This is a genomic window from Mesorhizobium sp. C277A, assembly GCF_040324395.1.
Classification (GTDB): Bacteria; Pseudomonadota; Alphaproteobacteria; order Rhizobiales; family Rhizobiaceae; genus Mesorhizobium.
Window position 1 is genome coordinate 99,932 of record NZ_JAMYVW010000004.1, and the last position, 12,644, is coordinate 112,575.

Below are 12,644 nucleotides of genomic sequence, written 5' to 3' on the forward strand. Positions count from 1 at the left end.
ACACGAGGCGCCGCCTGATCTGGTGCGTCTTTCAAAGAACGGCGCCTCGTCGGTGAGGCGTCACCCTGAACCTTGAAAGGGGTCCCATGAGCCTGGAATACGAGAATGACGGTGGCCTCCATGCGAGGCTTATCGAGGAAGTGCTGTCGCAATATCCTGACAAGTCGGCGAAGCGCCGCAAAAAGCACCTCAGCGTCGCAAAAAGCGGCGACGAGGCTGGCGAGGAAAGCGAGGTCCTTTCCGAATGCGAGGTCAAATCGAACATCAAGTCCATCCCCGGCGTGATGACAATTCGCGGCTGCGCCTATGCCGGCTCGAAAGGCGTGGTGTGGGGTCCAGTCAAGGATATGGTCCATATCTCGCACGGCCCGGTCGGCTGCGGGCAATATTCCTGGTCTCAGCGCCGCAACTACTACGTCGGCACAACCGGCATCGATACGTTCGTCACGATGCAGTTCACCTCCGATTTCCAGGAGAAGGATATTGTTTTCGGCGGCGACAAGAAGCTCGAACGGATCATCGACGAGATCGAGGAACTGTTTCCGCTGAACAAGGGGATGACTGTGCAATCCGAATGCCCGATTGGCCTGATTGGCGACGACACTGAAGCTGTGTCCCGCAATAAGGCCAAGGAGCACGAAAAGACAATCGTGCCGGTGCGCTGCGAGGGCTTCCGCGGCGTCTCGCAATCCCTCGGCCACCACATCGCGAACGACGCGATCCGCGACTGGGTGTTCGAGAAGAAGGACCTCGAGTTCGAGGCCGGCCCGTACGATGTCAATGTGGTCGGCGACTACAATATCGGCGGCGACGCCTGGGCTTCGCGCATCCTGCTCGAGGAGATGGGTTTGCGCGTGGTCGGCAACTGGTCGGGCGACGCTACGCTGGCCGAAATAGAGCGAGCGCCAAAGGCGAAACTCAATCTCATCCATTGCTATAGGTCGATGAACTACATCTGCCGGCACATGGAGGAAAAGTATGGCATCGCCTGGATGGAGTACAATTTCTTCGGGCCCTCCCAGACCGAAGCCTCTCTGCGCAAGATAGCCAAGCACTTCGGGCCGGAAATCGAGGCAAAGGCCGAGGCGGTCATCGCCAAATACCGGCCGCTGGTCGAGGCGGTCATAGCCAAGTACCGGCCGCGCCTCGAAGGCAGGACGGTGATGCTCTATGTCGGCGGGCTGCGCCCCCGTCACGTCGTCACCGCATATGAGGACCTGGGCATGGTGATCGTCGGCACTGGCTATGAATTTGGCCATAACGACGACTATCAGCGCACCGGCCACTACGTGAAAAAGGGCACGCTGATCTATGACGACGTAACTGGTTACGAGCTGGAGAAGTTCATCGAGGGGATCCGTCCCGATCTCGTGGGCTCCGGCATCAAAGAAAAGTACCCGGTCCAGAAGATGGGCATACCGTTCCGTCAAATGCATTCCTGGGATTATTCCGGCCCGTATCATGGCTACGACGGCTTCGCCATCTTCGCGCGCGATATGGACCTGGCCATCAACAACCCTGTCTGGAATCTCTACGACGCCCCCTGGAAGAAAAAAGCCGAGCCGTCGGCGGCGATCGCAGCCGAATGAAACCCTGGCTTCCCGAAGCCGGGAGGCCGCGAACGCCTGTGGCCGCTTGTCCGCGGGAGACCTGAAACTTTCGACGTCCCTGTGCCGCGTATGGCGGGCCAGATGGAAAGAGGTAACCACCCATGCCGCAGTCGGCTGAAAAAGTTCTCGACCACGCGCCCTTGTTCCGCGAGCCGGAATACAGGCAGATGCTCGCCGAGAAGAGGCTGAATTTCGAATGTCCGCACCCGGACCAGATCGTTACCGACCAAGGCGAATTCACCAAGACGTGGGAATACCGCGAAAAGAACCTTGCTCGCGAAGCGCTTGTCGTGAACCCCGCCAAGGCCTGCCAGCCGCTCGGCGCAGTGTTCGCGGCCGCAGGCTTCGAGCGAACCATGTCCTTCGTCCACGGCAGCCAGGGCTGCGTCGCCTATTACCGCTCGCACCTGTCGCGCCATTTCAAGGAGCCTGCTTCGGCGGTTTCCTCCTCGATGACCGAGGACGCGGCAGTGTTCGGCGGCCTGAAGAACCTGGTCGACGGGCTCGCCAACACGTACCAACTCTACGACCCGAAGATGATCGCCGTCTCGACCACTTGTATGGCGGAGGTCATTGGCGATGACCTGCACAGCTTCATCGAGAACGCCAAGGACGAAGGCTCGGTCCCGCGCGACTTCGACGTCCCCTTCGCCCATACGCCGGCCTTCGTCGGCAGTCATGTCGATGGCTACGACGTCACGCTCAAGGGTATTTTGGAGCATTTCTGGAAGGGCGAGGAACGAACAGAAGCCGAGGGGACCATCAACATCATTCCGGGCTTCGACGGGTTCTGTGTCGGCAACAACCGGGAACTCAAACGCCTGCTCGATCTGGTAGGTGTGTCCTATACCTTCATCCAAGACGCCTCTGACCAGTTCGACACGCCGTCGGACGGCGAATACCGCATGTATGACGGCGGCACGAAGATCGAAGACGTGAGAAAGGCACTCAACGCCGAGGCGACACTTTCGCTACAGCATTACAACACCCGAAAAACACTGGAGTATTGCGAGGGGGTGGGGCAGGCGACGGCCTCGTTCCATTACCCGCTCGGAGTCCAGGCAACCGACGACTTCCTCGTGGAAGTCTCCGCGATTTCCGGCAAGCAAATCCCGGAGGCAATCCGCCTGGAGCGCGGCCGACTTGTTGACGCCATGGCGGACAGCCAATCCTGGCTGCACGGTAAGAAATACGCCATCTACGGCGATCCAGACTTTGTCTACGGCATGGCCCGCTTCATCATGGAAACGGGCGGCGAGCCGACCCATTGCCTAGCCACCAACGGCACCTCGGCGTGGCACGCGGAGTTGAAGGAGCTGCTTGCATCATCGCCCTTCGGCAAGGGTGCTCAAGTCTGGGCGGGCAAGGATCTGTGGGCGTTGCGCTCGCTGCTCTTCACCGAGCCGGTGGACCTGCTGATCGGCAGCTCCTATGGCAAATATCTGGAGCGCGACACGGGCACGCCGCTGATCCGGCTGACGTTTCCGATCTTCGATCGCCACCATCACCATCGGTTTGCGCTGATGGGCTACCAAGGCGGGTTGCGCGTGCTGACGACGATCCTCGACAAGATCTTCGACAAGCTCGATCGCGAGACAAGCGAGACGGGCGTGACGGACTATTCGTATGACCTCACCCGCTAAGCTTGACGGTCGGCTTTGGCCGGCCGTCTTCCCGAGGGACTTTGGAGACCGACGCAATGTCCTTGCTCAGAGCCAAAATCCAGGATGTCTTCAACGAGCCTGGCTGCGAGCAGAACCGCGGCAAGGATGCCAAGGCGCGCAAAAAGGGCTGTTCCAAGCCGCTGACCCCCGGAGCGGCGGCCGGTGGCTGTGCCTTCGATGGCGCCAAGATCGTGCTGCAGCCGATCACCGACGCCGCACACTTGGTCCATGGGCCGCTCGCCTGCGAGGGCAATTCCTGGGACAACCGCGGTGCGGCTTCGTCCGGGCCAACGCTGTGGCGCACAAGCTTCACGACCGACCTCACCGAACTCGATGTTGTGATGGGGCGGGGCGAGCGGAAGCTTTTCAAAGCGATCCGCGAGATCAAGGAAGCGTATGGGCCGCCGGCGATATTCGTCTATCCGACGTGCGTGACGGCGCTGATCGGCGACGACATAGAGGCCGTCTGCCAGCGCGCGGCGGAAAAGTTCGGCTTGGCCGTTGTACCGGTCAACGCGCCGGGCTTCGTCGGCTCCAAGAATCTTGGCAACAGGCTTGCCGGCGAGGCGTTGCTCGAGCATGTCATCGGCACGGCCGAGCCCGACGATCCCGGCCCTTACGACATCAACATCCTTGGCGAATTCAACCTCTCAGGCGAATTCTGGCTGGTGAAGGCGCTGCTGGATCGGCTCGGGATCCGGGTGCGCGCCTGCATTCCGGGTGACGCGCGTTACTTCGACATTGCCTGCGCGCACCGCGCTCGGGCGGCTATGATGGTGTGCTCCACTGCGCTCATCAATCTCGCCCGCAAGATGGACGAGCGCTGGGGCATCCCGTTTTTCGAGGGCTCCTTCTACGGCATCACCGATACCTCGGATGCACTCCGGAACATAGCTGAGCTGCTCGTGAAGCAGGGTGCTGATCCGGAGATCCTCGGCCGCACCGAGGTATTGATTGCAGAGGAAGAGGCGATCGCCTGGAAGAAGCTAGCGGCCTACCGGCCGAGGCTCGCAGGCAAGCGCGTGCTGCTCAACACCGGCGGCGTGAAGTCCTGGTCGGTCGTCCATGCGCTGATGGAGATCGGGATCGAGATCGTCGGCACCTCTGTCAAGAAGTCGACCGTCGAAGACAAGGAGCGGATCAAGCAGATCCTCAAGGACGACAACCATATATTCGAGCAGATGGCAGCGCGCGAGCTTTACGCCATGCTCTCCGAACACAAGGCCGATATCCTGCTGTCGGGCGGGCGCACGCAATTCATCGCGCTGAAGGCCAAGACACCCTGGCTCGATATCAACCAGGAGCGCCAACACCCTTACGCCGGCTATGACGGCATGGTGGAACTCGTACGCCAGATCGACATCGTCATTCACAACCCGATCTGGGGGCAGGTGCGGGAGCCGGCACCATGGGATTGCCAGCCTGCGGTGAGGGAGGAACGGCCGAGCACGAAAAGCGAGACCGGGACCTTGCATGCTGTCCAGGAATTCGCCGGCACGACGGCCGACGATTTCGGCGAGTGTTGAGGAAAGCAGATGGTTCGCATCCTTCCCCAGACCAAAGCGGCGGCGGTCAATCCGCTGAAGTCATCGCAGCCGCTCGGTGCCGCCTTGGCCTTTCTTGGCGTCGACGGCGCGATGCCGTTGTTCCACGGCAGCCAAGGGTGCACCAGCTTCGCGCTCGTGCTCTTCGTGCGACATTTCAAGGAAGCCATTCCCTTGCAGACAACCGCGATGGACGAGGTGGCGACGATCCTCGGCGGGGCAGACCATCTGGAAGAGGCGATCCTCAACCTCAAGGCCCGCACAAAGCCAACGCTGATCGGGGTTTGCACGACCGCGCTGGTGGAAACCCGGGGCGAAGACTGCGCAGGAGATATCGCCAATATCAGGCTGAAGCGCGCGGAAGAACTCGCGGGTACTGAGGTGGTGCTGGCCAACACGCCAGATTTCGATGGTGCGATCGAAGAGGGCTGGGCCAAAGCTGTCACCGCAATGATCGAAGGGATTACACGGCCCGGCGAGCAGGCGCGGAAATCGAAGAAGATCGTGATCCTGCCTGGCTGGAACCTCACTGTGGCTGACATCGAGCATGTGCGCGAGATGGTTGAGAGCTTTGGACTGAAGCCGGTGATTTTGCCGGACGTCTCCGGCTCGCTCGACGGTACGGTGCCCGACCGTTGGGTCACGACCACCTATGGCGGCACCAGCGTCGAGGATATCCGCGAGCTTGGCGCGGCCGAGCAATGTATCGTCATCGGTGAGCATATGCGCCGCCCGGCCGAGGTGCTGCATACGTTGACCGGCGTGCCATACGTACTGTTCCGGTCACTGACTGGATTGAGAGACGCCGACCGGTTCGTCTCGCTGCTGTCTACGGTTTCGGGCGCGGCGGCGCCGTCTGGGGTGCGCCGTCAGCGGTCGCAGTTGCAGGACGCGTTGCTCGATGGACATTTCCACTTTGGAGGCAAGAAAATTGCGATCGCTGCTGAACCAGACCAACTCTACCAACTCGCGAGCTTCTTCATCGGCATGGGCTCCGAAATCGCGGCGGCGGTCACAACGGCCGCTATGTCGAAAATTCTGGAGGAAATGCCGGCGCAGTCGGTTCAAATCGGCGATCTCGGCGATTTGGAAGCGCTTGGCGCCGGCGCTGATCTTCTCGTTACTCATTCCCACGGCCGCCACGCGGCGCAGCGCCTCGGCATTCCGCTCATGCGGGTCGGCTTCCCGATCTTCGACCGGCTCGGGGCCCAGCACAAGCTCACAATCCTCTACCAGGGGACCCGCGACCTGATCTTCGAGGTTGCCAACATTTTCGAAGCCAACGGGCGAGCGCCGACGCCTGAGGCGCTTGATCCACTCCGTAAGCGAGAAATGCCAGATGAACTCCGTCCGTCGCCTCTCGCTCGTCACTGACGAGGTTCACGTACCGACGCCGGAACGCCAAGCGGGCGCATTGCGCGTGGCGATCGCCACGCAGGACATGAAGAACCTCAACGCCCATTTCGGATCGGCCAGGCGCTTTGCTGTCTACGACGTGATGCGCGAGGAGTGGAATCTCGTGGAAGCCGTGGCCTTCGATGACGTTTCCGACGAGAGCGGGAAGCATCGAACTGAGGGCGATGACCGCATCACCCCGAAGGTGGAGGCGATGAAGGGCTGCCATCTCCTGTTTTGTCTGGCGATCGGTGGACCTTCGGCAGCCAAACTTGTTTCCGCAAAGATCCATCCGATCAAAGTGCCGCAGCCCCAGACCATCCAAGAGGTGCTGTTGCGCACGCAGATGATGCTCAGGACGTGTCCTCCTCCTTGGCTGCGCAAGGTCCTGGCGCAGGCAGGTGTCGCTGAACAGAAACCCTCCTTCGAGGACGAAAGCTGAAATGAGGAGTGGGCGAAATGTTTGAAGCTGCTGTTAGCCCTGCCGCCACCGAGGACGAGGCGGCCCTTGCCACCCCGTTCGTCAAATGCCTCGTGCGGCTGATTCGTGCCAATGATTCCCACGGGTCATGGGAAGGCAAATCGGACGCCGAGCTGCTGGGCGACTTCATCATCAACAGGGAACAGCGCCGTGCAATTCCAATCATCGGCGATCCCGATCCGGACGTGCTGTGGAGGCTCGATAAGTTCTACACCGCCGTCGGGCTTGCGATTGAGGAACGCTCCGGCCTGATGGCATCGCCGATGATGGAGATAAGCCACGAGGGCTTCGGGCGCGTGCTCTTCACGGCCGGGCGACTGGTCGTTCTATCCAAGACCCTGCGCGACGTCCATCGGTTCGGCTTCGAGACGTTCTGGAAACTCGCTGCGGCCGGTACCCAACTGGCCGGCGATGCCACCGCAGCCATTGAGGCTTATCCCGAGGTGGCGCGGGCGTGATGGAACCGATTTTCGGTCGAGGGGATCATGTCAGGCCTTGAGGACATGCGAGCCCTCTCAATCGAGGCGGTCGAGGCCGATGTGGTTCTTGGGGTAGCGCTGATGAAGCCGGTGGTACTGATCTGTTCGCAAGATGCGGAGTTGTATCTGTTCCTCAGCCACATTCTGGGGGTGGACGGCTTCACGAGTGAGCCGGCAGGCGGCGTGAAGGAAGCACTTGCATTGGCCGATCAACGGGAGCTCCACGCGGTCGTGCTGGACTGCGGGCCAGGAAGCGCGGCAGGCTCCACAATCTGCGCCCGGTTCAAGGGGGAGCCCCGGACCGGCCGCCTGCCTGTCATTGCGTTGATCGCGCCCGGCGCCGAGAACCAGCACCTCGATCTCTTGAAGGCAGGTGTTGACGAGAGCTTTGTGCGGCCCTTCGCACCGGCCAAGCTGCTTGACTGTCTACGCACGAAATTGGCGCTGCCACAGCCGGGTTCAAACTGGATAAAAAACGGCAGCTGGCTCTGTTGCGGCAGCCTTGAGATGAAGCTCGATGCTCACCGGGTTCGAGGTAACGGCCACTACATCCATCTCGGACCTCTCGAATTCAACCTGCTGCGCCAATTTCTTGAGGCTCCCGGCAAGGTCTTCAGCCGAGACGAACTGATCGACGCGGCCTGGCCGGACAATATCCACGTCGGTGAACGCACTGTCGACGTCCATATCAGCCGGATCAGAAAGGCGCTGAAGGCGGCCTCGCCAGGTAGCGTTATTCATACTGTCAGGTCTGCGGGCTACTCGCTCGAGAAGCTGGACGACTGAATCGCGAACGGACGGTGTGCCACTCTCCATCTTTGTTGGAAGGCAAGTCTTGCGGTTCGAAACGCGCTACGGGCGCGACATCTCAGGGGGACAATCAGATGGCCTTCAAGAAAATACTCAGTGTGACGGGAGCTGACCATTCCGATCAGGACGTCGCAATAGCTGCTCGCTTGTGCGCCGAGGTCGGCGCGTATCTTTCCGTACTAATTATATCGCCTCCGCCGCTCCTGATGTCGCCTCCGGTTATTGGGTCCCCTCCGCCCTTGGGCGGTGGCATCCCCGAGTGGTCTAGACATCGCGCACACCACATTACCGCACGGGAGCAATTTTCACAGGACATGGCCAACCTGGAAAAGACATTGAGGGAAATTCACAAAGTGCTGAGAGCCACGTGGCGGTGCTATGATGTCGACACCGAACACTGCGACAAGGCTGGCGTCGGTGACGCGGTGCGACAGCGGGCGCTCTGCACCGACCTGACAATCGTCGGCCCCGCACTTCTCAACGAGACTAGTCTCGGACCCCTTGTTATCAACGGCAGCTTGTTCGACAGCGGAAAGCCGGTGCTTGTCGTACCGGAGGGCGCTGAGGCGACTCTGTCTCCACGGCGCGTGCTGGTCGGCTGGGATTCGCGAGTCGGGGCGTCTCGTTCGATTCGAGAAGCGCTGCATCTGCTAGCCGGTGCTGAGGAAGTTCGTGTCGCAGTCGTCGATCCGGAGGCGACCTGCACGGGACACGGCGCCGAGCCGGGAGCCGACATCGCTGCCTATCTCACTCGGCACGGTGCTCGGGTTGGGGTCGACCGGCTGGCGAGCCGCGGCAAACCGGTGGCCACGGTGCTAGCGCAGCATGCAATCGACACGTCTGCCGACGTGATCGTCATGGGCGCTTATGGCAGCCGCTGGTTGCGCGGGCGGCTCTCCGGTAGCGTGATAAGATGGATAGTTGGCACGCCTTTGCCGCTGTTTTTGGCCCGCTGACGGGTTCTGAAGTAGCACCGATGCTGTTCAAAGCTCTACTCCGCTGGTCACCTACCCTGATACCAAGTCGGAGGAAGGTCGCCGCAAACGAGCAGGTTTCGCGAAGCTCATGAGCAACTTGGAAGCGCCGTCGCGAAGACATTCCCCGGACGCCTCTAACGCGCGCTCGGGGTCTGCTCGTCGCGTAACGCGCAGACCGACGGCCGGGCCGAGGCCCAGGCGTCCTCAATGCCTCAAAACACCGATATTCGGGTCGGCGGCAGGTCGAGAAAGAGAGTCGTTTCAGCGCGGCAGGCCGCGTTCGGACCGTAAGCCTCATCGGATTGGCGTTATCACGATTTCCTTCGCCACCGGCCGGGAACGGAACATGGCAACGACGTGCAGCGGCCAAGGCACCGACCTTCGAGTCCGACGGTCGGGCTCTTGCCGGCCTCGGCGCGAACGATGGCAGCAATCACGTGTCATCGCCTGTGAGGGTAGCCGGGTCAGCGGCGAGGGCGCCGCATCTTCGGCGTTTTCAGTCTGCCCGGCGCACCGCGTGGCGACCGAGCGGCCTTGAGGCCGGTCAATTCCCACAACGCTCACATTCGCAACAGGCGGTCCCTGTTGGACCTGTGCACGGGGATATAGAACAAAAAAAGCAGCAAGCCGGGAGAGTTCACTGGCCTGGCACATGCCGACACACATCTCGGCTCTCTTCGCCACGATCATCATCGTCAATCTGGCGTTATTCGCGACCCGCAGCCGGACATGACCGGCTTCCTCGTGAAACTTCGGCGTTGCGAGCCAGGAAAGCGCAAAGCGGAAGAGGTAGGGCAGAGGCGATGCTTGGAGGGAGCGGCCCCTGCAATCGCAATGGCGTTCCGCTGAGCGACCGAGGCAAGAAGCTCAAGCAAGGCTTGAGGCGGACGATGATGACGTGGCTGGCGCTAGCCAACGCAGTTATGATGTCCATCTGTTCATCCCTATGTCGAGACGTCCCTGGCCACGCTTCTGTGCCGACCGAAGCGGGTGATGCGTGTGCAAGACCTGACAATGGCAGAAAACATGTCGCGTCCAATACAACCGGCTATCTTGGAGCGCCTCGCAACTTTTTAAAGTATAATCAAGCGTTTACCGCACGATGAGCGCGTTGGCACGGCCTTTGCGAATTGAGTTGAGAACACTGAGTGAAGCAGTGAAGGCTGACTGCACGCAGATGCGCAAGACGAGCGATGGTCTCTCTTCGTTGAACCCTCGTGCCCCGTCGCAAAGAGGAACAAGCTTGCGCATAGGTCACGCAACCTTTGGCAACAGCTTTTTTTGGAGGGCAAGATGATGTTGCGGATGGGGTCGCCGGCTCCTTCGATCAAAGTGGAGGACTGGCTGCGTGGCGAGCCCGTTGCGGACTTCCAGCCCGGCAAAGTCTATATCGTCGAATTTTGGGCAACTTGGTGCGAACTATGTGCGGCGGAGATGCTCGAGCTTATGCAGCTACAGGAGAAATACAAGGACAGCGGACTTGAGGTGCTCGGGATCGCGGCTGATGAAGAAGCTCCAACGGCCGTCGAGGCCCGGACCAAGTTGGATGCGTGGTTGGCCGAAAAGTGCCCGGATCTGAATCATCGGATTGCGTTCGACTTCACAGGCGAAATGAAGAAGCTTTGGAGGGAACCCAGCTTTTGCGTCGGGGTTCCGACCTCGTTCGTAGTCGACCGAGACGGCTGCATCGCCTTTATCGGTCATCTGAGCCAACTCGGTGAGGTTTTGCCGAAAGTGCTCAACGGCATTTGGGGTACCAGCACCAAAGCGAAAGCGGCCGATCAGGAGCGGATCGCAACAAGCGAACCCCTGGCGCGCGGACAATCGTTGAAGAAGCCGATCGATGACAGGTTCTGGGCGGCGGTGAAGTTGGAAGATTGGAAGACGGCGCTCTGGGCTATCGAAGAGGGCATTGCCTTGATGCCGGACGACCTCAATTTGCGCCTGGCTCATGCGCATCTGTTGCTTCACAAAATCCAAGACATGTGGACCGGCTTGCCCGTGATGCGGCAATTGGTTCGCGACGCGATCGACAAAAATACCGAGGATTGGATGGTTTCGGCGCTAGACCAACTTTTCCATCCGGCCAATGACCATTCGCGGCTTCCCCCTGCTGAGCGCTTCGCGATGGGCAAGGAGCTGTCCGAACACATCCTGGCGCTGAATCCCCCGCAAGGCGACAGTCCTAAGTTCCGGTCCTATCCCGCGGTCGCCCGGTACTATCACGAGAACGGCAACGATGATCGCGCGATCGAGTTGGTCGAACTGGCACTGACGTCGCTGGACGGTGCGGAGCCTATCCCAGCCGAATTGAAAGAGCAGCATCTGCCGGATTTGCTGCAGGCCCTCGCAAGGTACAGGGGTGCGAAGGCTTGTTGCGGCGCTCTCTTTGCGGCTCCGCAAAACAGTTTCCCGAGGGTGCCAAATCGCGGTCGGCCGAGGAAGAAAGATAAAAAAGGGTAATTGGTCGAAATGGCTTACTCCTCAATTCGTCCATTTCCCTGGCGTGACCGCAGGAAGGAGGTCCATGCAGCACTTGGTCCATCGTTTGCAGCAGGATCGAGGCTCGAATCTTCATGGCCTCGGCTGCGCAAGTGTGCCCGAAGTAGGCGCCCCAGAAAAAAGACATCGTGCTTCGAGGAAGAGGACTGAAATGAGCAAAAGGCGAAATGTCTGATGCCGCGGTCAGCCCGGCTGTCAACGAGGACGAGGCGGCCCTTGCCACCCCGTTCGTCAAATGCCTGGTGCGGATGATCCGTGCTCAGGAGTCCTACTGCTTATGGGAAGGCAAATCTGACGCCACGCTGCTGGCCGACTTCATCATCACCAGAAAAGCGCCAAGCGATCCGTGGCATGGGCTACCCCGATCCGGACGTGCTGTCGAGGCTCGATTTGTTTTACACCGTCGTCGGGCTTGCGATTGCGGAGCGTCTCCGCCCGGTGACATCGCCAATCGTGGAGATGAAACCGTAAGGACTTCGGGCCGTGCTTTTCATGGTCGGGCAACTCGTCTTTCTGTTCAGACGTCCATGGGTTCGGCTTCGAGACGTTCAGGAAGATCGCGGAGGCCGGTACGAAACTGGTCGACGATTCGACTTCAGCCATCGAAGCATAGCCCGACGTGGCACGGGCGTGAAGAAACCGATTTCGAGGAAGGATTTATGTCAAAGCTAGACGAGATGGGGAAGAAAATCCGAAGGCTTCAGCTGCGCGCGGCAGTTGCCAAGATGCAATTGCGACCTTGCAGAGGATCTCCCGGAAATGGACTGAGATAGAGGAAGTTGCTCAGGAAACGTCGGCGGTTTTTGCCGAGTTGGATGGTGCCAAGAGAGCGCTCGCTGAAATGAAGAAGTTACGATGACGAACTCATTTATCACCCGCGACGGCTCCGGATGGGTGCCGGAATATCTCACCACTATAGACGTCACGACCTGCATCGGCTGCGGCCGCTGTTTCAAAGTCTGCTCTCGCGAGGTCATGCATCTTCACGGCGTCGATGAAGCGGGTGAAATCCTCGGCGCCTGCCACGGCGAAGACGACGATTTCGATGGCGAGCTCAATCGCATGATCATGGTCGTCGATTATGCTGGCCGCTGCATTGGCTGCGGGGCCTGCGCCCGCGTCTGCCCGAAGAACTCCCAGACCCATGTTGCGGCCGATCAGGTCGCAGCGTGATCTGAGGAG

The 12,644-nt window shown here is 60.3% G+C and carries 10 protein-coding genes and 1 pseudogene; all 11 read left to right on the forward strand.

All coding sequences use genetic code 11. From position 1 onward, the window contains the following. Positions 1-86 precede the first annotated feature (86 nt). A complete protein-coding gene (nifD, locus tag NKK52_RS30110) occupies positions 87-1,589 on the forward strand; it encodes a nitrogenase molybdenum-iron protein alpha chain (RefSeq protein WP_023684976.1) in 1,503 nt (500 codons plus the stop codon). Between the two features lie 122 nt (positions 1,590-1,711). Then, positions 1,712-3,253 (forward strand): nitrogenase molybdenum-iron protein subunit beta, encoded by a 1,542-nt coding sequence (gene nifK, locus NKK52_RS30115; protein WP_023684975.1) that lies wholly within the window; start codon positions 1,712-1,714, stop codon positions 3,251-3,253. Between the two features lie 56 nt (positions 3,254-3,309). After that, complete coding sequence (gene nifE / locus NKK52_RS30120; RefSeq protein ID WP_031204266.1) at positions 3,310-4,800, forward strand: nitrogenase iron-molybdenum cofactor biosynthesis protein NifE; 1,491 nt, start codon at positions 3,310-3,312, stop codon at positions 4,798-4,800. A 9-nt stretch (positions 4,801-4,809) separates the two neighbouring features. After that, positions 4,810-6,192 (forward strand): nitrogenase iron-molybdenum cofactor biosynthesis protein NifN, encoded by a 1,383-nt coding sequence (gene nifN, locus NKK52_RS30125; RefSeq protein ID WP_023684973.1) that lies wholly within the window; start codon positions 4,810-4,812, stop codon positions 6,190-6,192. Then, positions 6,158-6,655: a nitrogen fixation protein NifX gene (gene nifX, locus NKK52_RS30130; RefSeq protein WP_031204265.1), complete on the forward strand. Its 498-nt coding sequence runs from the start codon at positions 6,158-6,160 to the stop codon at positions 6,653-6,655. The genes nifN and nifX overlap by 35 nt, the downstream gene beginning before the upstream one ends. A 17-nt stretch (positions 6,656-6,672) precedes the next feature. Beyond that, positions 6,673-7,152 (forward strand): NifX-associated nitrogen fixation protein, encoded by a 480-nt coding sequence (locus NKK52_RS30135; protein ID WP_023684971.1) that lies wholly within the window; start codon positions 6,673-6,675, stop codon positions 7,150-7,152. Between the two features lie 27 nt (positions 7,153-7,179). Beyond that, positions 7,180-7,959, forward strand: a complete 780-nt coding sequence (locus NKK52_RS30140) for a response regulator transcription factor (RefSeq protein ID WP_023684970.1) — start codon at positions 7,180-7,182, stop codon at positions 7,957-7,959. 338 nt (positions 7,960-8,297) lie between these two features. Continuing rightward, positions 8,298-8,939 carry a universal stress protein gene (locus NKK52_RS30145; protein ID WP_023684969.1) on the forward strand — a complete coding sequence of 214 codons (642 nt, stop codon included), beginning with the start codon at positions 8,298-8,300 and terminating at the stop codon, positions 8,937-8,939. A gap of 1,314 nt (positions 8,940-10,253) precedes the next feature. Then, positions 10,254-11,423 carry a TlpA disulfide reductase family protein gene (locus NKK52_RS30150; protein WP_031204262.1) on the forward strand — a complete coding sequence of 390 codons (1,170 nt, stop codon included), beginning with the start codon at positions 10,254-10,256 and terminating at the stop codon, positions 11,421-11,423. Between the two features lie 206 nt (positions 11,424-11,629). Further along, a pseudogene (locus tag NKK52_RS30155) lies at positions 11,630-12,075 on the forward strand (DUF269 domain-containing protein). 242 nt (positions 12,076-12,317) lie between these two features. After that, positions 12,318-12,635, forward strand: coding sequence for a ferredoxin III, nif-specific (fdxB, locus tag NKK52_RS30160; RefSeq protein ID WP_023684965.1), 318 nt, complete (start codon positions 12,318-12,320; stop codon positions 12,633-12,635). Positions 12,636-12,644 lie beyond the last annotated feature (9 nt).

Coding starts and splice junctions, on each gene's coding strand:
- nifD (WP_023684976.1), top strand. CDS start 87: ATGAGCCTGGAATACGAGAATGACGGTGGCCTCCATGCGAGGCTTATC.
- nifK (WP_023684975.1), top strand. CDS start 1,712: ATGCCGCAGTCGGCTGAAAAAGTTCTCGACCACGCGCCCTTGTTCCGC.
- nifE (WP_031204266.1), top strand. CDS start 3,310: ATGTCCTTGCTCAGAGCCAAAATCCAGGATGTCTTCAACGAGCCTGGC.
- nifN (WP_023684973.1), top strand. CDS start 4,810: ATGGTTCGCATCCTTCCCCAGACCAAAGCGGCGGCGGTCAATCCGCTG.
- nifX (WP_031204265.1), top strand. CDS start 6,158: ATGAACTCCGTCCGTCGCCTCTCGCTCGTCACTGACGAGGTTCACGTA.
- NKK52_RS30135 (WP_023684971.1), top strand. CDS start 6,673: ATGTTTGAAGCTGCTGTTAGCCCTGCCGCCACCGAGGACGAGGCGGCC.
- NKK52_RS30140 (WP_023684970.1), top strand. CDS start 7,180: ATGTCAGGCCTTGAGGACATGCGAGCCCTCTCAATCGAGGCGGTCGAG.
- NKK52_RS30145 (WP_023684969.1), top strand. CDS start 8,298: ATGGCCAACCTGGAAAAGACATTGAGGGAAATTCACAAAGTGCTGAGA.
- NKK52_RS30150 (WP_031204262.1), top strand. CDS start 10,254: ATGATGTTGCGGATGGGGTCGCCGGCTCCTTCGATCAAAGTGGAGGAC.
- fdxB (WP_023684965.1), top strand. CDS start 12,318: ATGACGAACTCATTTATCACCCGCGACGGCTCCGGATGGGTGCCGGAA.